Origin of the sequence: Streptomyces coelicoflavus, assembly GCF_045041415.1 — a bacterium.
GTDB classification, from domain to species: Bacteria; Actinomycetota; Actinomycetes; order Streptomycetales; family Streptomycetaceae; genus Streptomyces; species Streptomyces coelicoflavus.
Genome location: NZ_CP108218.1, coordinates 6,864,701 through 6,884,561, shown reverse-complemented (window position 1 = coordinate 6,884,561; position 19,861 = coordinate 6,864,701). Strand labels below are relative to the sequence as shown.

Annotated in this window: 18 protein-coding genes; 4 read left to right on the top strand and 14 right to left on the bottom strand. The window is 73.1% G+C overall.

Going from position 1 to position 19,861, the window contains the following annotated elements; all coding sequences use genetic code 11:
- Window positions 1-176: 176 nt before the first annotated feature.
- On the top strand, window positions 177-1,595 hold the full coding sequence (locus OHA99_RS30930) for a uracil-xanthine permease family protein (RefSeq protein WP_153180770.1): 1,419 nt from the start codon (window positions 177-179) through the stop codon (window positions 1,593-1,595).
- On the opposite strand, the gene OHA99_RS30925 is transcribed toward OHA99_RS30930, so the two are convergent.
- Entirely contained in the window at window positions 1,577-2,707 is a 1,131-nt protein-coding gene (locus OHA99_RS30925; protein WP_366473558.1) for a glycoside hydrolase family 6 protein, read from the bottom strand. The genes OHA99_RS30930 and OHA99_RS30925 overlap by 19 nt on opposite strands.
- A 173-nt stretch (window positions 2,708-2,880) precedes the next feature.
- Between OHA99_RS30925 and OHA99_RS30920 the strand changes: the two genes are divergently transcribed.
- Together OHA99_RS30920 and OHA99_RS30915 are read left to right on the top strand one after the other, a co-directional pair.
- Entirely contained in the window at window positions 2,881-3,576 is a 696-nt protein-coding gene (locus OHA99_RS30920) for a DUF5995 family protein (RefSeq protein WP_153180769.1), read from the top strand.
- Between the two features lie 130 nt (window positions 3,577-3,706).
- Window positions 3,707-4,639 (top strand): LLM class F420-dependent oxidoreductase, encoded by a 933-nt coding sequence (locus tag OHA99_RS30915; protein ID WP_054101802.1) that lies wholly within the window; start codon window positions 3,707-3,709, stop codon window positions 4,637-4,639.
- A gap of 19 nt (window positions 4,640-4,658) precedes the next feature.
- Here OHA99_RS30915 and OHA99_RS30910 read toward each other — a convergent pair whose 3' ends face one another.
- Both OHA99_RS30910 and OHA99_RS30905 read right to left on the bottom strand, forming a co-directional pair.
- On the bottom strand, window positions 4,659-6,356 hold the full coding sequence (locus OHA99_RS30910; RefSeq protein WP_405698435.1) for a flavin monoamine oxidase family protein: 1,698 nt from the start codon (window positions 6,354-6,356) through the stop codon (window positions 4,659-4,661).
- 58 nt (window positions 6,357-6,414) lie between these two features.
- On the bottom strand, window positions 6,415-7,203 hold the full coding sequence (locus OHA99_RS30905; protein WP_405698434.1) for a carbon-nitrogen hydrolase family protein: 789 nt from the start codon (window positions 7,201-7,203) through the stop codon (window positions 6,415-6,417).
- Window positions 7,204-7,511: 308 nt separating this feature from the next.
- Here OHA99_RS30905 and OHA99_RS30900 point away from each other — a divergent pair, with 308 nt between their 5' ends.
- The gene (locus OHA99_RS30900) at window positions 7,512-8,069 is read left to right on the top strand and encodes a Repetin (RefSeq protein WP_405698433.1); all 558 of its coding nucleotides are present in this window, start codon (window positions 7,512-7,514) and stop codon (window positions 8,067-8,069) included.
- On the opposite strand, the gene OHA99_RS30895 is transcribed toward OHA99_RS30900, so the two are convergent.
- From OHA99_RS30895 to OHA99_RS30845, 11 genes are all read right to left on the bottom strand, one after another.
- Window positions 8,017-9,255 carry an MFS transporter gene (locus OHA99_RS30895; RefSeq protein WP_405698432.1) on the bottom strand — a complete coding sequence of 413 codons (1,239 nt, stop codon included), beginning with the start codon at window positions 9,253-9,255 and terminating at the stop codon, window positions 8,017-8,019. The genes OHA99_RS30900 and OHA99_RS30895 overlap by 53 nt on opposite strands.
- Before the next feature lie 148 nt (window positions 9,256-9,403).
- Complete coding sequence (locus OHA99_RS30890) at window positions 9,404-9,856, bottom strand: Lrp/AsnC family transcriptional regulator (RefSeq protein WP_003977367.1); 453 nt, start codon at window positions 9,854-9,856, stop codon at window positions 9,404-9,406.
- Between the two features lie 15 nt (window positions 9,857-9,871).
- Window positions 9,872-11,362, bottom strand: coding sequence for an amino acid permease (locus OHA99_RS30885; RefSeq protein ID WP_405698431.1), 1,491 nt, complete (start codon window positions 11,360-11,362; stop codon window positions 9,872-9,874).
- 487 nt (window positions 11,363-11,849) lie between these two features.
- Window positions 11,850-12,245, bottom strand: a complete 396-nt coding sequence (locus OHA99_RS30880) for a hypothetical protein (RefSeq protein WP_381587574.1) — start codon at window positions 12,243-12,245, stop codon at window positions 11,850-11,852.
- Between the two features lie 72 nt (window positions 12,246-12,317).
- Window positions 12,318-13,760 carry a GuaB1 family IMP dehydrogenase-related protein gene (locus OHA99_RS30875; protein WP_007447445.1) on the bottom strand — a complete coding sequence of 481 codons (1,443 nt, stop codon included), beginning with the start codon at window positions 13,758-13,760 and terminating at the stop codon, window positions 12,318-12,320.
- Window positions 13,761-13,868: 108 nt separating this feature from the next.
- Window positions 13,869-14,231 (bottom strand): barstar family protein, encoded by a 363-nt coding sequence (locus OHA99_RS30870; RefSeq protein ID WP_164385456.1) that lies wholly within the window; start codon window positions 14,229-14,231, stop codon window positions 13,869-13,871.
- A gap of 40 nt (window positions 14,232-14,271) precedes the next feature.
- The gene (locus OHA99_RS30865) at window positions 14,272-15,315 is read right to left on the bottom strand and encodes a sugar-binding transcriptional regulator (protein ID WP_381587690.1); all 1,044 of its coding nucleotides are present in this window, start codon (window positions 15,313-15,315) and stop codon (window positions 14,272-14,274) included.
- A gap of 77 nt (window positions 15,316-15,392) precedes the next feature.
- Window positions 15,393-16,079, bottom strand: coding sequence for a ribulose-phosphate 3-epimerase (gene rpe / locus OHA99_RS30860; protein WP_007447451.1), 687 nt, complete (start codon window positions 16,077-16,079; stop codon window positions 15,393-15,395).
- Window positions 16,080-16,192: 113 nt separating this feature from the next.
- Window positions 16,193-17,398 carry an extracellular solute-binding protein gene (locus tag OHA99_RS30855; protein WP_153180761.1) on the bottom strand — a complete coding sequence of 402 codons (1,206 nt, stop codon included), beginning with the start codon at window positions 17,396-17,398 and terminating at the stop codon, window positions 16,193-16,195.
- Window positions 17,395-18,333: a hypothetical protein gene (locus OHA99_RS30850; RefSeq protein ID WP_366473531.1), complete on the bottom strand. Its 939-nt coding sequence runs from the start codon at window positions 18,331-18,333 to the stop codon at window positions 17,395-17,397. The genes OHA99_RS30855 and OHA99_RS30850 overlap by 4 nt, the downstream gene beginning before the upstream one ends.
- Window positions 18,330-19,784, bottom strand: a complete 1,455-nt coding sequence (locus OHA99_RS30845; RefSeq protein ID WP_405698430.1) for a VWA domain-containing protein — start codon at window positions 19,782-19,784, stop codon at window positions 18,330-18,332. The genes OHA99_RS30850 and OHA99_RS30845 overlap by 4 nt, the downstream gene beginning before the upstream one ends.
- Between the last annotated feature and the right edge of the window lie 77 nt (window positions 19,785-19,861).

Genomic DNA, 19,861 nt, shown 5'->3' with positions numbered 1-19,861 from the left:
CGGGGGGGTGTACGGGGTTCGTATGGGGGTTCGTACGGAGTTCGTACGGCGGTCCCCCTCATCCTAAGCGGACGCTCAGGACACCCCTCGGGGAAGGGTGCAGGTCAAGGGCACGGCCGGGCACCCCCGACAATGGTCCGGACAGTCCTCACGTACAGAGAAAGCGAAACCTCACCATGGACCTCGGCGTGCGCTGGAAACTGCACGGGGACGGGAAGGTACCCGCCCCCGGAGCGGTGGTCCGCCCCGACGAACGGCTCTCCTGGCCGCGCACGGCCGGGCTCGGCGCCCAGCACGTGGTGGCCATGTTCGGGGCGTCCTTCGTGGCTCCGGTCCTGATGGGCCTCGACCCCAACCTCGCGATCATGATGTCCGGTGTGGCGACCGTCATCTTCCTGCTCGCCACCCGCGGCCGGGTGCCCAGCTATCTCGGCTGCTCGCTCTCCTTCGTCGGCGTCGCCGCGGTCATCCGGGCGCAGGGCGGTACCAGCGCCACGGTGACCGGCGCGGTCCTCGTCGTCGGCGTCGCGCTGTTCCTGGTGGGACTCGCCGTGCAGCGCTTCGGGGCGCGGATCATCCATGCCGCGATGCCGCCGGTCGTCACCGGCGCGGTGGTGATGCTGATCGGCTTCAACCTGGCCCCGGTCACCGCCTCCACCTACTGGCCGCAGGACCAGTGGACGGCGCTGTTCGTGATGCTGTTCACCGGTCTGGCCGTGGTGTGCCTGCGCGGCTTCTGGTCCCGGATCGCGATCTTCCTGGGACTGGTCTTCGGCTACGTCCTCTCCTGGACCCTCGACCGGATCTTCGGGAAGATCCACTCGGTGGACGGCGGCGGCAAGCTCACCGACCACTGGCGCCTCGACTTCTCCGCCGTGGGCCAGGCCGACTGGATCGGGCTGCCGGCGTTCCACGGGCCGAGCTTCGAGTGGTCGGCGATCCTGGTCGCCCTCCCCGTCGTCATCGCCCTGATCGCGGAGAACGCCGGACACGTCAAGGCGGTCGGCGAGATGACCGGCGACAACCTGGACGACAGGCTGGGCACGGCGATCTCGGCCGACGGCATCGGCTCGGTGCTCTCCACCGCGGTCGGCGGGCCGCCCAACACCACGTACTCCGAGAACATCGGCGTGATGGCCGCGACCCGGGTCTACTCGACGGCCGCCTACTGGGCCGCGGCGGGCTTCGCGCTGCTCTTCGGCCTCTGCCCGAAGTTCGGCGCGGTCGTGGCCGCGATCCCGGGCGGCGTGCTCGGCGGCATCACCGTCATCCTCTACGGCATGATCGGCCTCCTCGGCGCGCAGATCTGGATCAACGCCAAGGTGGACATGCGCAACCCGCTGAACCTGGTGCCGGCCGCCGCGGGCATCATCATCGGCGTCGGCAACGTCAGCATGGAGTTCACCGACACCTTCTCCCTCAGCGGCATCGCGCTCGGCACCCTGGTCGTCATCACCGGCTACCACGCGCTGCGCGCCTTCGCCCCGGCGCACCTCAAGACCCAGCAGCCGCTGCTCGACGAGGGCACGTCGTCGTACGACGAGAAGACCGGATCCGGCGGGGACGGTGGCGGGGGTCAGCGGGCCAAGTCGTAGGCGTACGACGGGGTGAACGTGCCCGGTTCGCCCTTGCAGCCGTCGGACTCCCCCGGGAGCTTCACCCACAGGTAGGCGTCGATGCGCCCCATGCCGGTGCTCAGGGTCGGGGCGCGGCCGACCCTGCGGCCGGCCGGGTCGCACCACTCGCCGTCCGGCGGGGCGCCGTTGCCGTTGCGGCTGGTGTCGATGACGGCGCCGAGGGTCGCCGGGCCGCCGAGGGCGTCGAGGACGGCGCGGTCGTAGGCGATCTCGTCGGCGGTGGCGTGGAAGTTGGAGACGTTGCTGAAGACGCCGTCGGAGGAGTCGGCCGAGGCGGCGCCGGCCTGTTCGAGCCAGCCCGCCTGCTTGGCGGGCGCGTGCCAGCCGGAATGGCCCGCGTCGTAGTAGACCCGGGTGCGGGAACCGGCGTCCTTCAGCACCCGGCCCGCCCGGGCCAGGGAGGCGAAGCGGTCGGCGCGGTCTCCGGCGGACAGGCACTCGGACTGGGCGACCGAGTCGGGTTCCAGCACGACGATCACCTCGCCGGGGCCGAGACCGGCGGCGAACCGGTCGATCCAGGCGTCGTAGGCGTCCAGGTCGGGCGCGCCGCCCTCGGAGTGGCCGCCGCAGTCGCGGTCGGGTATCGCGTACGGCACGAGGACCGGCACCCGGCCCTGGGCGGCACCCGCGGCAGTGACGGCGCGGACCCTCGCGGTAATGGTGGCCGGGGTGTGGTCGGCGAACCAGACGGCCGCCGGCTGGTCGGCGATCCGCGACGCGATCACGTCCCGGCGCGGGTCGTCGGGGTGGGCCCGGACCCAGTCGAGGACCTGCGAGCCGGAGTGCCGGTAGAGGCGGGTGGCGGCGGTGGGCGGGGGTTTCGCCTCCTCGGAGGCCCGCTTCGGCGACGCGGCGGGAGCGGGCCTCCCGGTGACCGGGGACGAGGACGCGGAACGCGACGGCACCACCGACGGAGAAGGGGACGGGGAGGCGGGCGGGGTGTCCGGGCGCACCGAGTGGGTCACCTGCGGGCGGGCGGTGCCGGCACCGTCGCCGTCCTGGTCGCCGGACGCGGTGAGCATGCCGGTCACGGTGCCCACCGCGACGACGACGGACGCCGCCGCGACCATCGCACCGCGGCCGACGGCGCGCCTGCGCTTGGCCCTGCGAGCGGCCAGACGCCGGGCACGAAGGCCTGACACGTACGGTCCCCCTCCCCTGCGCGGCGGGCGCGTTCCCCCGTTCTGGGGAAGCGTCGGGCCCGCCGGCACTGCCGTCAGCCTAAAGCTGCGACGCTGCCGCCATGGCGCACTGCGAGCAAGTCCCGACGGCCGCCCCGTCGGTGGACACCGTGCTGTTCCGGATGCGCGCCCTCGACTCGGCGCTGCCGGCCCGCGACGGTCTGGCGGTGTTCAACCGCGTCTACCTGTCCGTCACGGAGGCCGTGGACCGCCACATCGACGGCGGCCGGTTCCCGGACGCGCGGGCGGCTGCGGCGCTGGACGTGCGGTTCGCGGAGCGTTATCTGGCCGCCGTGGACGCGGCGCGGGAGGACCGCCGTCCGCCCGCCTGCTGGCGCCCCCTGTTCCAGCTCCGCCGCCATCCCGGGGTACGGCCGCTGCAGTTCGCGCTGGCGGGCATCAACGCGCACATCGGCCACGATCTCGCGCTGGCCGTGGTGGACACCTGTCGTACGCTCGGCTGCGAACCCGTCGACCTGGAGGACGAGTTCGATCGCGTGGGTGATCTCCTCGTCTCGCTGGAGGAGCGCATCCGCGACGAGCTGATGCCGGGACCCGACCTCCTCCAGATCGCCGACCCGCTGACCCACCTGCTCGGCTCCTGGAGCCTGGAGCGCGCCCGTGAGGCCACCTGGGCGTCGGCCCGCGCGCTGTGGGCGCTGCGCCGGCTGCCGGACGTCGCCGGGGAGTTCACCGACCGGCTGGACGCCGCGGTGGGCTTCGCGGGCCGCATGCTGCTCACACCGCTGCGGGACTGATCCGGCCGGTGCGGCGGCGTGCGCTCCCGGAACTCCCCCGCGATCGCTGTACGTTGAACCCGGTGGGAACCATGCGCAGCATGCGAACCATGGGCGGCATCGCACCCCGACGGCGAAGGAGCACCCCGGCATGACGACCCGGCTCGGACTCGGCCTCCCCCAGATGCGGCAGTACGACATCGGCAAGGACGTCCCCGACGTGGCGCGCGCGGCGGAGCGGATGGGCTACGAGAGCCTGTGGGTGTTCGAGCGCGCCCTGTTCCCCGAGCCCGCCGCCGAGGGGCTGTACGGCATCGAGGGCCTGCCCTGGCCCGACACGTACCGGAGCGTGGCGGAACCGCTGGTCACCCTCGCCCTGGCCGCCGCGGTCACCGAACGGGCCCGGCTCGGCACGAGCGTCCTGGTCGCCCCGCTGCACGTCCCCTTCCAGCTGGCGAGGGCCCTGGCCACGCTGGACGCGGCGAGCGGCGGCCGGGTGCTGGCGGGCTTCGGCACCGGCTGGTCCCGCGCCGAGTACGCGGCGGCGTCCGTGCGGCCGTTCGCCGAGCGCGGTGCCGCCCTGGACGAGCTGATCGGGGTGTGCCGCGCGGTGTGGGGCCCCGACCCGGTGGTGTACGACGGCGAGGTCACGAAGATCGCGTCCGCCGTGGTCGGCCCCAAACCGGCCCGGCCGATCCCGGTCCTGCTGGCGGCGGGCGACAGCGGCCGGGCCCGGCGTCGCCTGGTCGACCACGCCGACGGCTGGCTGCCGACCGGTATCGGTGCCGAGACGGTCGCCGAGCAGTGGCGGCGGCTGCGGGACCTGGCCGCCGAGCGGGGCCGCACGAAGCCCCTCCGGACGGTGCTGCGGGTCAACACCCGCTACAGCGTGAAGAACCACGAGGGCTCCGGCCGTCGCCCCTTCCAGGGGGGTGTCGACCAGATCGTCGAGGACCTGGCCGCGCATGCCGAGATCGGTTTCGACGAGATCCTCGTCGACGTGCAGAGCACCACGCGCGACGCCGGGGAACTCAAGGACGTCGCCGCCCGGATCTACGAGAAGGCCCGGGCGGCCGGGATCTGAGGTCCCGCGCCGGGCCCCCCTAGTCCTCCGGGAGTTCCACCGGCGCGATCTCCTCGTACAGGTCGCCGGGGCCGGGGTTGGTCGCGTCGGTCTCGCCACCGAAGTGGTGCATGACGCCCCAGACCGCGTTGAGCGCGGTCTGGACGGCTCCCTCGGCCCAGCCGGCCGTCCAGGAGATGTCGTCGCCGGCGAGGAAGATGCCCCGCTTGTCCTCCGGCAGCTCCTCCTGCATGAAGTGGGTGAACAGACGCCGCTGGTAGCGGTAGTGGCCGGGCAGGTTGGCCTTGAACGCGCCCATGAAGTAGGGCTCGTTCTCCCAGGAGACCGTCACCGGGTTGCCGATGACGTGCTTCCTGATGTCGACGTTCGGGTAGATCTCGCCGAGCGACTTCAGCATGACCTCCATCCGCTCGTTCGCGGACAGCGGCAGCCACTTCAGGCTGTCGTCGCACCAGGTGTAGGAGAGGCAGATGACGGCGGGCTTGTCGGGGCCGTCGTCGAGGAGGTAGGTGCCGCGGGTCATGCGGTCGGTGAGCGTCATCGACATCACGTCCCGGCCCGTGTGCTCGTCCTTGTCCAGCCAGAACGGCCGGTCGACGGGCACGAAGAGCTTGGAGCTCTCCATGTAGTGGGTCCGCTCGATCGCGGTCCAGTGGTCGATCGGGAAGAGCGAGTCGTCGCAGGCGATCTTCGAGAGCAGCATCCAGGACTGGGCGGTGAAGATCGCCGCCCGGTAGGTGCGGATGTCGCCGTCGGCGTCGGTCACGGTGATGCGGTTGCCGGCGGTGCGGTTCAGCCGGGTCACGGCCGGGCGGGGCTCGCCGTCCGCGTGCAGGGAGCTCAGCGAGGTGCCGTACGGCCAGTGGACGATCTTCTCCGGCTCGCGTTCCCAGAGCCGCAGCGGCAGCTGCTGGGAGCCGCCGACGATGCCGCGGTGGTGGTCGTCGGCCTCGGTGTAGACGACGCGGAGGATCTCCAGGATGGAGTTGGGGAAGTCGGTGTCCCAGCCGCCGGTGCCGAAGCCGACCTGGCCGAAGATCTCGCGGTGCCGGAAGGACTTGAAGGCCTCCGAGTCGCACAGGAAGGCGTAGAAGGTCTGGTTGTCGAACTTCTCGACCAGCTTCGCCCAGATCTCGCGGATGCGGGGGACGTCGCGCTCGCGCAGGGCGCGGTTCATGTCGGAGAAGTCGGCGCCCTCCTCCAGGCACTTCGCCCAGGCGTCGGCCACGTCCCGGTAGACCTGCGGAAGGTCGTCGAGGGTCTCGGCGTAGTGCGACTCGCCCTTGAGGTCGACGACGGTCGAGGGGGTCGCCTCGGCCAGCGGGTTGGGGAAGGCCCGGGTCTCGAGGCCCACCAGGTCGATGTAGTGCTGGAGGGCGGTGGAGGACGGCGGGAAGCGCATCGCGCCCATCTCGGCGGTCAGCGAGGGGTCGCAGCCGTCGAAGCCGACGGTGCGCAGCCGGCCGCCGATCCGGTCGGCCTCGTAGACGACGGGCTTGAGGCCCATCTTCATCAGCTCGTAGGCGGCCACGATGCCGGACAGACCGCCGCCGATGACGGCGACCTCGGCGCCGTGCTCGGTGGCGGGTATCTGGCCGAGTCCGGCGGGGTGGGCGAGGAAGTCGTCGTACGCGTACGGGAAGTCCGGCCCGAACATGGTGATCGGCGGCTGCTGCTCGTCTGCGTGCTCGATCGCGTTGGGCACGGTGGACGTCATGGGGTACGGACTCCTTGCACGGGTGGAACGGGGGTCGGGACGCGCGTGGCTCCGGGGCTCAGGCGAGGGCGCCGTAGAGGCCGGGGCGGCGGTCCTTCAGGTACGGGTTGGCCTCGCGGGATGCGGCGAGGAGGGCCGGGTCGGCGTCGGCGAGGATCAGCTCCTCCGCCCGCCCGGCGCGGGCGCGGGCGACGCCGTCGGGCCCCGCGAGGACGGACAGGCCGACGAACTCGAACTCGCCCTCCTGACCGACGCGGTTGACGTACGCGACGTACATCTGGTTCTCGAACGCCCGCACCGGCACGACGGACTCGGCGACGAACTGGAACGGGTGCATCTGCGCGGTCGGGACGAGCAGCAGGTCGGTGCCGGCCAGGGCGTGGGCGCGGACGTTCTCCGGGAACTCCACGTCGTAGCAGATCATCAGGCCGACGGTGAGGCCGTTCAGCTCGGCCTGGACGACGGGCTGCTCGCCCGGCGTGAAGTGGTCGCGCTCGAAGCAGCCGAAGAGGTGGGTCTTGCGGTAGTTCGCCGGCCGGGTGCCGTCCGCCGCGACGAGCTGGAGGGAGTTGAAGACGCGTTCGCCGTCCCGCTCGGGGTAGCCGTACGCGACGGCCAGGCCGTGCCGTCCGGCGATCTCGGCCACGGCGTCGGCCGAGTCCCCGTCGGCGGGCTCGGCGAGGGCGCCGACAGCGTCACCGATGGCGTATCCGGTCAGGAACAGCTCGGAGGTGACGAGCAGCGCTGCGCCCGCGGCGGCGGCGCGGCCCGCGGCCTCGTCGAGGACCTTGAGGTTCTCGGCGACGGAACCGGGGCGGCCGGAGCTCTGGAGCAGGGCGGTGCGCATGCGTGATCCTCACCGGTCAAAGGGGGTTCGGGGGGCCAGATAGACGGTACGGTCGGCGGACTCGGGCGGACAAGACGGACCCGTTGCGCGCCGGTGAGCGGATCGTTGCGTGCGTCCGGCACACCTCGGCGATTCGTTGCGTGCCCGGGCGGGCGCCCCGTCCTCCCCGGGGAGCAGGCCCACCCCCTCCCTCCCCGCCGCGCGGCGGAGGCGGCCTTCGACCCGGGCCCGATGTGGCGCGGGCACGGCGCCGGAACAGTGGGGACCGTTCGGTTCACCGGTTCCGCATCCCTGGGAGACGACCCGCCATGAAACGCCGTACCGCGACCGCCGCACTCTGCGCCGCCCTGCTGATCACCGCCACCACCACGGGCGCGGCCGTCGCCGACGGCCCCCACGGGGGCCCGCACGGCGGCCCGGCGCCGAGGGAGGCCGCCGCGCTGACCGGCACGGCCGAGCTGTACCGGTCGGCCGGGGACGACATCACCTTCACCTTCGACGCCCACCTGGCCGCCGAGCACGGCGACGACCCGCTCCGGGCGACCGGCACCTTCGAGTTCAGCCACTACCTGAACGGCGAGGGGGCGCGGGCCGAGGCCGACGTGGACTGCCTGCTGACCGGCGGCGACGTGGCCGTCGTCTCCGGCGTCATCACCGACTCCGACCTTCCCGGCGCCGAGGGCAGGCGGGTCGGGGTCACGGTCCACGACCTGGGCCGACACGACCGCCTCGGCTACAGCTGGGCGGCTATGGGCAGCCCCGCGGAGGGTGGTGAGCTGCCCCGGTGCGTGTCGTCGGCACCCTTCGAGAAGGTCAAGAAGGGGACCGGCGACTTCCACGTCGTGCCCTGGCAGCCGCGACTGTAGTCCGGGCGGCGCCGGCCAGCACCAGCGCCGTCACGAGGTACGGCACCGCGGACAGCGCGAACGCGGTGCCGTGGCCCCACGCCGTGGCCGCCGCCGCGTAGGCGCCGTAGGTGGCGAGGTTGCCCAGCTCGCTGCCGAGGCCCGCGACCGAGGTCAGGGTGGCCCGCCCGGTGTCGTCGACGCGCTGCTGGAGGCGGGCGTCGGCCAGCACGGTCGCCAGCTGGAAGCCGCCGAAGGCGAGCGCCACCAGGACCAGTGCGCCCGGTGTGCCGGCCAGGGCGCCGACGGCCAGGGCGAGTGCGGAACCGGTGAGCAGGACGGCGAACCCGCTGGTGGTCAGGCGTTCGGCGGGGCCGGCCAGCAGACTGCCGGCCGTCGCGCCGGCCCAGATCACCAGCAGCAGCCAGGGCACGGTCTCGGCTCCCACGCCGGTGTCGCGCGCCAGCAGCGGCGTGTACTCGTCGAGCGCGCCCCACACCGCGGTCACGGCCGGTACGAGGAGCAGCGCGCCGCGCACGGACCGGTCGGCGCGGGCGTCGGCCAGTCCCGCGCGCAGGGTCGCGGACCAGCGCTCGCCGCCGCCGGAGGGTGTGCGGTGCTCGGGGAACCGGGTGGCGACCCCTGCCCCGGCCAGGCAGGCCAGTACGCTCGCCGCGCCGACCGCGTCGTAGCCGCCCCGGGCGAAGACCGGTCCGGCCAGGCCCATGGCCGACATGGTCGCGGCGATGCCGATCGCCCGGGCGCGGCCCATGACGCGGGCGTACCGGTCGGCCGCACCGGCCCGCTCGAGTTCGTCGTAGACCAGCGCCTCCAGCGCGCCCGAGCCGAGCGCGCCGCCGGCGCCCCACAGCACGAAGCCGAGCGCGAAGGCGCCGTAGGAGGGCACGAGCACCCACAGGGCGAAGCCGGCGGCGGTGAGCAGCGGGCCGAGGATCAGCAGCAGCCGCCGGGAGACGGCGTCGGCCCAGGCGCCGGAGGGCACCTCGAGCAGCACGCCGGTCAGCGACCACAGGGCGAACAGCGAGGCCGTCTGCCAGACGGACAGACCGGTGTCGGCGAACAGCAGCGCGTACACCGGGTAGAGCAGGACGAACTCGTCGCAGAACGCGGATGCGTACAGGGTGCGCACGAGCCGGCGGGTACCGGCGGGCGCGTGGGCACGCCCGGGCGGGGTGGAGAGAGTCATGAGGCCTTCCCGAGGGGGCGGATCGGACACCGGAGGTACGGCGTCCGGGGCGGCCCTCGGGAGGAGGCGCTACGGGTGACGCGGGTGGATCAATGTCGTCGGCTCATGGCACCGATGCTAGACGCCGGCCGGCGTCCCGCCCACGGGATTACGTGGGCGAGCCCGACGAGAAGCGCCGCAGCAGCGGCGAGAGCACCAGCACGGACTTGGTGCGCTCCACGAACGGCTCCCCGGCGATCCGCTCCAGGACCCGCTCGAAGTGGCGCATGTCGGAGGCGAAGACCTGGGCGACCGCGTCGGCGTCCCCGGTGACGGTGGACGCGGCCACCACCTCCTGGTAGCGCTCCAGGCCCCGCTGGATGGTCTCGGGCGAGGTGTTGCGGCGGCAGAAGATCTCGACGAACCCCTCGGTCTCCCAGCCGAGCGCGGCGGGGTCGACGCGGACGGTGAAGCCGGTGATGGCACCGGTGGCGCGCAGCCGGTCCACGCGCCGCTTCACGGCGGGCGCGGACAGGCCGACCGACTGCCCGATGTCCGCGTAGGAGCGGCGGGCGTCCTCGGCGAGGGCGTGCACGATGCGTTCGTCGAGATCGTTCAGCACTGCGGGTCGTTCACTTCACTTCTGGTGCGTCCGGACCTCGGAGGGGTCCGCTGTGGCAAGTCGGGAGCGGCGGTGGCCGTACACGAAGTAGAACACGAGCCCGACCGCCATCCAGACACCGAAGACCACCCAGGTGACGGTGGACAGGCTGCCCATCATCCAGACGCAGAAGCCGAAGCCGAGGGCGGGCAGGACCGGCGACAGCGGGACCCGGAAGGTGCGGCGCATGTCGGGACGGGTCCGGCGCAGCATCACGACGGCGACGTTGACGAGCGCGAAGGCGAAGAGCGTGCCGATGCTGGTGGCGTCGGCGAGCTGCCCGAGCGGAATGGCGGCGGCCAGGACGCCGCAGAACAGCGAGACGATCAGCGTGTTGGCGCGGGGCGCGCCGGTCTTCGGGTGGACCTTGGAGAACACCTTGGGCACCAGTCCGTCGCGGGACATGGCGAACAGGACGCGGGTCTGACCGTAGAGGACGGTCAGCACGACGCTGGCGATGGCGACGACGGCGCAGAAGGCCAGCAGCGTGCCCCAGAAGCTCTGCCCGGTCACGTCGGTCATGATCTGGGCGAGGGAGGCCTCGGAGTCGGTGAAGGTCCGCCAGGGCCTGGCGCCGACGGCGACGGCCGCGACCAGGACGTACAGCACCGTGACGATGACCAGGGACAGCATGATGGCGCGGGGCAGGTCGCGCTGGGCGTTCTTCGCCTCCTCACCGGCGGTGGAGGCGGCGTCGAAGCCGATGTAGGAGAAGAAGAGCGTCGCGCCGGCCGCGCTGACCCCGGCCATGCCGAGGGGCATGAAGTGCTCGTAGTTGCCGGAGCGGAAGCCCTGTACGCCGATCGCGCAGAACAGCACCAGCGCCGCGATCTTGACGACGACCATGATCGTGTTGGCGCGGGCGGACTCGCGGGCGCCGCCGAGCAGGAAGGTCATGGCCAGGAGTACGACGATCAGCGCGGGCAGGTTGAAGATGCCGCCGTCGCCGGGCGGTGCCGACAGGGCCGCGGGGAGGGTGACGCCGATGGTGCCGTCGAGCAGCTCGTTCAGGTACTCGCCCCAGCCGACGGCGACGGCGGCCACGGACACGCCGTACTCCAGGATCAGACACCAGCCGCAGATCCAGGCGATCAGCTCGCCCATGGTGGCGTAGGCGTACGAGTAGGAGGATCCTGCGACCGGGATGGTGCCGGCCAGTTCGGCGTAGGACAGGGCCGAGAAGAGCGCGGTGAGGCCGGCGATGACGAAGGACAGCGTGACGGCCGGGCCGGCCTTGGGGACGGCCTCGCCGAGGACGACGAAGATGCCGGTGCCGAGGGTGGCGCCGATGCTGATCATCGTGAGCTGCCAGAGGCCGAGGGAACGGCGGAGGCTGCCGCCCTCGCCCTGGCCGCCCTCGGCGACGAGGCGTTCCACGGGCTTGCGGCGCATGAGGCGCGCGGCGAGGCCCGGGGACGGTGGGCCGGCCGCCTCGTCGTGGTACGGGGGTGCGCCGTGGTCGATCACGCGGTGACTCCTTTGTCGCTGCCGGTCGCGCCGCCGGGGTGAGCGGACGGGCTCCCGGCGGGCGTCTGGAGCGGCGGGGACCGGTGGACACGCTCGCGAAGAGCGGGAACCCACCGAGCGGGGTCCCCGCCACGCCACGTACAGCGCAGAACACTACGAGGGGCGCGGTGCTCCGGTAATGCAGCAACCTTGCGCGTTCGAGCACGATCGTTGCGTTCGACGGGGCGGCGCGGGGGTTCGTTGCGCGAGGCCTGCGGGGCGTTGCGTCCGGGACCGGCCGGCGGCCGTCGGGCCTGGTCAGCAGCCGTAGTGGGGCCGCGGCTCCGGCGCCCCGTCCCGGCCCGTGGCGGCCCGTCCGGCGGGGCCGGTCGGGTGTCGTCGGTTCTGTCGGGCGTCGTCGGGTTCGGTCAGGCGTCGTCGGGTCCGGTCAGGCGTCGCCCGGTCCGGTCAGGCGTCGTCGGGTCCGGTCAGGCGTCGCCCGGTCCGGTCAGGCGTCGTCGGGTTCGCCCGCGGCGGCGCGCGCGTCGGCCGCGTCCGTCGCGTCGAAGCCGATCTCGCCGGGCCGGCCGCGGGCGTCCTCCTGGGCGTCGATCCAGCGCATGTGCGCCTCCCACGCGGCCTGCTTGCTGGTGCCGAGCGCGGCCCCGATCTGCGTCCAGGAGGCACCGGCCTCGCGGGCCGCGCGGACGGTGAGCTGACGCCCGTAGGCGGCCTTGCGGGCGACCACCTCGCTCAGCGCGAGCAGTTCGAGGAGCTGGGGGCGGTCCAGAACCTCGTCGTCGCTGCCGAAACCGGCGAGGGACTCGCGGGCGCGCAGTTCGTCGAGGCGGGCCACGGCGGTCAGCAGGGTGTGCTGCGGCTCGATGCTCTGCGGTGTCGTCATACCCCCACCGTCGCGTCAGGCCTGCTTGACGTCAAGCAGGCCTGACGCGACGGTGCACGGGTCGGGCGCCGGTCAGCTCCAGCTGGCGTGCAGCGGCTTGCCCTCGGCGTAACCGGCGGCGCTCTGGATGCCCACGATGGCCTTCTCGGCGAACTCCTCCAGGGAGCCGGCACCCGCGTAGGTGCAGGACGAGCGGACGCCCGCGATGATCGAGTCGATCAGGTCCTCGACGCCGGGGCGGGCCGGGTCGAGGAACATCCGGGAAGTGGAGATGCCCTCCTCGAACAGCGCCTTGCGGGCCCGGTCGTACGCCGACTCCTCCGAGGTGCGGTTGCGCACCGCGCGCGCGGAGGCCATGCCGAAGGACTCCTTGTACGCGCGGCCGTTGGCGTCGTGCTGGAGGTCGCCCGGGGACTCGTAGGTCCCGGCGAACCAGGAGCCGACCATCACGTTGGACGCGCCGGCCGCGAGAGCCATGGCGACGTCGCGCGGGTGGCGGACACCGCCGTCGGCCCACACGTGCTTGCCGTACTTCTTGGCCTCGGCGGCGCACTCCAGGACGGCGGAGAACTGGGGCCGGCCCACGCCGGTCATCATCCGGGTGGTGCACATCGCGCCGGGGCCGACGCCGACCTTGACGATGTCGGCGCCCGCCTCGATCAGGTCGCGCACGCCCTGGGCGGAGACGATGTTCCCCGCGACGATCGGCACCCGCGGGTCGAGCTCGCGCACCACCTTGACCGCGCTGATCATCGACTCCTGGTGGCCGTGCGCGGTGTCGATGACGAGGGTGTCCACGCCCGCGTCGAGCAGCTGCTTGGCCTTGCCGGCCACGTCGCCGTTGATACCGACGGCGGCGGCGATGCGGAGCCTGCCGTTCGCGTCGACGGCCGGGGTGTACAGGGTGGCGCGCAGGGCGCCCTTGCGGGTGAGGATGCCGGCGAGACGGCCGTCCTTGTCCACGGCGGGGGCGTAGCGCCGGTTGGCCGCGTCGAGGGTGTTGAAGGCCTCGCGGGGGTCCAGGTCGGCGTCGATGAGGATCAGGTCCTTGGACATGACCTCCTCGAGCTGGGTGAAGCGGTCCACGCCGGAGAGGTCGGCGTCGGTGACCACGCCGACCGGCCTGCCGTCCTCGTCCACGACGACGCCCGCGTTGTGCGCGCGCTTGGGCAGCAGGGCCAGCGCGTCGGCGACGGTCTGGTGCGGGGCCAGCACGATCGGGGTGTCCAGGACGTGGTGGCGGCTCTTCACCCAGGAGACGACGTCGGTGACGACCTCGATCGGGATGTCCTGCGGGATGACCACGAGGCCGCCGCGCCGGGCCACCGTCTCGGCCATCCGGCGGCCCGCGATGGCGGTCATGTTGGCGACGACCAGCGGGATCGTGGTGCCCGTGCCGTCCGGGGCACCGAGGTCCACGCCCTGCCGGGAGCCCACGGCGGAGCGGCTCGGCACCATGAACACGTCGTCGTACGTCAGGTCGTACGAGGGCTGGATGTCATTGAGGAAACGCACGTGCTGCACATCCCAGTCGATCAGAGGTGGCCCCCGGACAGGTCAGCCAGGGGGAAAGAGCACGTACTTCATTGTCCCATGAGGCATGGCCGATCACCCCCGGGCAGATCATCCAGGCTGGTCAGCGGCCTGCTTGGAGGATCCTCCAGATCCTCCAGGACCGAGGGTGACGAACAGCCCCGGGCCGCGGTCGGTGGCCTCGGCGAAGACCTCCTCGGCGACGGCCCACTCGTCCGGCCGCGCCTCGGCGTACGCCCGCCAGCCCTCCACGACGAGGACCAGGCCCCGGTCCGCCGCGCCCTCGGGCCAGACGGAGGGGTCGGCGAGGGAGTCGGCGAGCGCGTCCCAGTTGCGGCCGAACCAGTCGGGCAGCGCCAGGTCGCGGACGCAGCGGTCCATCAGGCCCGCCTTGTCCGTGACCCCGCCGAGGTCCAGCGTGACCACGAGCCGTCCCGCGGAGTCCTCGGTCATGTGACGCCCTTCTTTCTGCTCCTCCGGCACTGACCGGCCGTCAGATTCCGTCGGGGTCCGTCCGGTTGAGCGTCGACTTCGGTGCCGGGCCCGCCGTCATCAGGTAGTCCGCGGCCGACGTGTCCGTCACCAGGCTGGTGACGAGACCGGAGCGCAGCACCGCGTCGATGGCCGCCGCCTTGCGCTGCCCGCCCGCGATCGCGACGACCTCGGGGATATGGCGGAGCTGGTCGGCCTTGACCGTGATGCACCGCTCGCCCAGGTCCCGCCCGACCCGGCGCCCCTCGGAGTCGAAGAGGTGCGCGGACATCTCGGCGGCGACCCCGAGCGAGGCGTAGTGCGCCCGCTCCTCGTCGCTGAGCATGTCGTGCACCGTCGAGATGCCCGGCTCCCAGGAGCCGATGGAGACACAGGCGACCGTGACCTTGTCGAAGTACTCGAAGGCCCGGGCGATCCCGGTCTGGTGCCGCAGCGCCTGCGCGGTCGCCGCGTCCGGCAGCAGCATCGGCGCGTAGATGGGGTGCGCGTCGCCGCCGGACACCTGGGCGGCGCGGCGCACGGCCTCCACCGAGCCGCGCTCGGCGGTTCCGGCGTCGTACACACCCGTCAGCTGCACCACGGTGCACGGCGGCAGCCGGTCGAGCGCCGCCGCCATGTGGATGGTGGACCGGCCCCAGGCCAGGCCCAGCACATCGCCCTCGTTGACCAGCTCGCCGAGCAGGTCGGCGGCCACCTCCCCCAGGTTCTCCGGATCGGGCGTCTCCTCGGCGTCCGCCGGTGACTCCACCACGACGGCGTGCCGGAGCCCGTAGCGGGCGCGCAGGGCGTCCGAGCGCTCGGCGTCCAGCTCGGCCGGCACCCGGATCTCGATGCGGACAAGGTCCCGCTCGAGGGCGGTCTCGAGAACCCGGGCCACCTTGAAGCGGCTGACGCCGAACTCCTCCGCGATCTGGATCTTGGACTTGCCCTCGAGGTAGAAGCGGCGGGCCATGGCCGCCGCCTGGACCAGCTCAGCGGGTCCCATCCGCATGGCTGAACGGCCCGCCGACATACCCGACACGGCGATCTCCTCACTGCTGTTCACACTCTGGATACGCCGTTCATCCTTGCAGATTCGGCGCACTTGATCAGCCCTGGTGGGAGCCGTTCACTTTCTGTTCCTCAGTGGTCGCAGGACCAGGATGCCTTGGCGGTCGCCGCGTCGGCCTGCGTGCGCAGTGCACGTACCGCCTCGGCCGGGTCGGACGCCCCGTACACCGCGGAACCCGCGACGAAGACGTCGGCGCCGGCGTCCGCGCACCGCTCGATCGTGGCCGCCGAGACACCGCCGTCGACCTGGAGCCACAGCTCCAGACCGTGCTTCCTGATCAGCTCACGGGTGCGGCGGATCTTGGGAAGCATGATGTCGAGGAACGCCTGCCCACCGAAGCCGGGTTCAACCGTCATGATCAGCAGCATGTCGAGTTCGGGGAGCAGGTCCTCGTACGGCTCGATCGGCGTCGCGGGCTTGAGCGCCATGGACGCGCGGGCGCCCTTGGCCCGGATCTCCCGGGCCAGCCGCACCGGCGCGGCGGCCGCCTCGGCGTGGAAGGTGACGGAACCGGCGCCCGCCTCCACGTACTGCGGCGCCCAGCGGTCGGGGGCCTCGATCATCAGGTGGCAGTCCAGCGGGGTGTCCGTCGCGCGGGCGAGGGACTCCACCACCGGCACGCCGAGCGTGAGGTTCGGGACGAAGTGGTTGTCCATGACGTCGACGTGGAGCCAGTCGGCTCCCTCGACCGCCTTGGCCTCGTCCGCGAGGCGGGCGAAGTCGGCGGACAGGATGCTGGGGTTGATCTGGGCGGCCATGTTCCCAAGCCTGCCATGCCCTCCGGGGGTGGGCGGGGAGGGGTCCGGGGTGGGCGGGGTTGATCGTCGGCCGCGGCCCGGTGGTGGGTTGCTCGCGCAGTTCCCCGCGCCCCTTAACCCGTGCCGCAGACCGGGAGGTTCTGGGGCTTGCGGAGGCGGTCCAGTTCTTTCAGGCGGGTGTCCAGGTGGGTCGGGTCGGCGAAGTGGCGCAGGACCGCCTGGTGGAAGGCGTCGCGGGTGGTGCGGGGCATCGCGTCGGAGGCGTCCCAGCAGCGGGTGCGGCCGGGTTCGCGCAGGATGGTTCCGATCTGCCGCTCCGTGGCGTCCTGCTCGGTGTCCGGCGCGGCCGCCCGGTTCGCCGTGTACTCCGGCAGCGCGGTGTCCGGGTCGGCGAGGTAGCGGATCAGCTGCTCGGCCTGGGGGGTCGGGTTCAGTACCGCCGCCAGGTCGCCGGAGACCTCCCAGGCGCCGGCGTCCGCCCCGGCCGCGGGCACGACCTCGGAGAAGTGGACGTAGTCGCCGCCCTCCTCGCGCCAGTGCCCGGCGCGGAAGGAACCCTGGTGCTCCAGGCGGCCCGCCGCGCAGTCGGCGTCGAACGCGGTGGTCAGCACCTGCTCGACGCGGTCGGCGTCGCCCGCCCCCACCAGGCCGGCCCAGGTGGTCCAGGCCCGGCGCACCGCGTCGTCGGTCCAGGGCAGGCTGCCGTTGGCCCAGTCCTCGTACACCCTCGGGCCGGCCTGCTGGAGCAGGATGTCCTCCACCCAGTCGGTGCCGGGCCAGCCGGAGGTCGCGCCGGACTCCAGGCCGGCGCACCACCGTGCGGGAGGGCCGGCCGACTCCGCCGTCGGCGCCGGTCCGGCGTACCAGACCATGCTCTTCAGGCCGGTCTTCACGGGGAGCCAGTACGTGTGGGCGCCCTCCCCCGGCACGGTGACCTCGGGGGCCCAGAAGCGGTCGTAGTCCCCGGCGTCGAAGAGGCCGTCCAGCGGGTGGAGCCGGCCGTCGACGGCGTAGGCGAGCAGTTCCCCCGGGCCGGGCAGCACCGCCACGTCGGGCGGGTTGCCGGCCGCGATGTCGGCGGCCAGCACCTGGCTGAGTGCGGAGCTGCCCTGGTAGACGACGTCGATGCGGTACTTCTCCTCGAACGGCTCGATCACGTGCTCCTCGAACTGCTCGCGCTCCGTGCCGCTCCAGTTGGCGAGCAGGGTGACGGAGCCCTCCCAGCCGCGCGCCCAGCGCACCGTGGCGTAGACGCCGGCGCCGAGCAGGGCCAGGCAGAGGCAGAGGATGCCGAGGGTGCGGGCGCCCGGGCGGCTCATCGCTGGCTCCGGAACCGGTACTCGGCGATCCGCGGCCACAGTCCCCACAGCGCCAGCGCCGCCACCACGGCCCCTCCCAGGGGTATCAAGTCGGACAACGAGGCCCAGAACCCGGCGTCCGCGAGCGCGCCCCGCACCTCGCCGGCCCCCTCGGGGACGGCGTCCGGGACGGCCGGCGGCACCTGTACCCCGGCGACGGAGTCCGTCATCGCGCGGTGCGCCGACAGGGTCTGCCGGGCCAGCACCGGCACGCCGACGGCGCACACCGCGGTGGCGGCCAGCAGTCGCAGCTGCACGGGCCGCCGGAAGCGGTGCCGCAGGAAGCGCTGGGTCTCCAGCAGCGCCCCGCACAGGGCCGCGTACAGCACCGCGACCGCGCACCAGCCGAGCCACAGCTGCCAGGGGAAGGCGGCCTGCCGCCGGGCCTCGGCCAGCTGTTCGCCGCGCAGGGCGTCCAGGCGGCTCATGATGTCGCCCTCGGTTCCTGCCTCGGCCTCCAGGCCGAGGACCTTCTCGGCGTAGTGGAGATAGGCGGCGCGCAGCGGTGACCCCTCCGGCTCGCGGCCCCGGCGCTCCACCCAGCCCGAGTAGACGGCTATCAGCCCGGTGACGGTCTGGACGTCGTGGCGGCCCGTCAGGCCGGTGACGTTCTCCGAGGCGGCCAGGGCCAGGCTCTGCTGGGCCACCGAGATCTGGGTGAGGAACTCGCCGCTGGTGTCGCCCTCGGCGCCGGTCTCGCGGACCACGGCGTTCGCCTGGCGCAGCGCGCTGCGCGCGGTGTCGACGGCGCGGATGCCGGGCGTGCTCGCGGTGGACAGGGGAACGGTGTCGTCGTGCACGCCCCGGTAGGCGAAGAACAGCGCGAGGGTGGTCGCGGTCGCCAGGACCAGCAGCAGCCTGAGCCTGCGGATCAGGTCCCGGCGGGTGGTGCTCACGGCCGTGCCTCGAAGGGGTGGCCGCAGGACGGGCAGAACCGGGCGGCCGCCGGAGCACCGGCCTCGCAGACCGGGCAGCGCACGGTGGCACCCCCGCGCGGCACGGCGCCCGCCGCCCCGGAACCGGTGCCGGAGGCGGGGCCGTACGTGCTGTGGCTGAACGCGGTGATCAGATGCTGGAAGTCGATGGCCTTCACGTCGGGGAGCAGGACGACCCGACCGCTCTCGGCGTCCTCGATCCGCACCAGCCGGGCCAGCCGGTCGAGCTGCTCCTCGACGCCCATGGCGTGGGCGAGCCGTGCGGCCCGGCCCAGCTGGTGCTCGGCCAGGTCGAGCTGTCCGCGACGGTGGGCGTCGGCGGCCGCGGCGACGGCCTCGCCGAGCCTCTGGTGCTGCTCGAAGTGTTCGACCTGGGCGTCGGTGTGCCGGGACAGGGCCGGGTCGTCGGTCCAGTGGACCAGGCAGGGCCGCGGCGGGGGGAGCCGGACCGCGTCGTCGCCGGGCACGTCGACGGCGACCACGGCGAGCTGGAGGTCCTCCCGGTGCGGGCGGCCGGAGGGGTCGGCGGTCAGGCACAGCTGGTAGCGGCGCGTCTCGTCGCCCCAGGCGCGGGTGACGAAGCTGCCGGTGCCGTCCTCGGCGCTCAGCTCCACCTCGGCGGGGAAGACCTGTTTGAGATAGCGCACGGTGCATCCGGGCATCGGGGTCACGGAGATCACCAGCTCGGGGACGGTCTTGGTGAGCAGCCGGTTCATCAGCTGCTCGTACTCCGCCGACAGGGCCGCCTCCTCGCGCACCGAGGACGCGCTGCCGTGCAGCCGACGGGTGATGCGCAGCAGTTCCCGGCCGTCCCAGCCGTCCCCGATCCCCCACGCGTCGCAGACGAACCGGCCCGCGCACTCCTCCAGGACCCGGGCCAGCGGCATGTGCTCGTCGTGCTGGTTCTTGCCGTCGGTGAGCAGCAGGACGTGGCCGATCGGCGCGTCCTGTTCCGCCAGCAGCCGCCGGCTCAGGTCCAGCCAGGCGCCGATGCAGGTGCCGCCGCCCGCGACCATCTCGCGCACGGCCCGTTCCGCCCGGGCCCGGGTGCGGGCGGTGGCGCGGGCCATGCGCGGCGTGTCCGGGTACACCACGGCTGCCTGCTCGTTGCCCCGGACCACCGCGAACGGGGTGCCGTCGGGCAGCTTGCGGATCGCCGCGACCGCCGCCTCCTGGGCCGCGTGCAGCTTCTCCACCGGCCAGGTCATCGAGCTGGAGCAGTCCACCGCCAGCACCTGCGCCAGCAGCGGGCCGCCCGTACCGCCGCCTCCGGTGCCGTCCACGCGCACGCTGAGGATCGCGTGCATCCGCGGGTCGCCCGCCTCACGGGACAGGTACTTCCACTGGTCGATCTCCAGCCCGGCGATCACCTGCCCGGCTGCCTCGCCCGCCCCTCGCGTTCCTGTCTCCACGGTGTCCGTGCCCCCTCGCCCACGTCGTCGCCCGTCCCACCCACGTCCGCGCCCGCGTTCGTCCCCGTCTCTTTCCC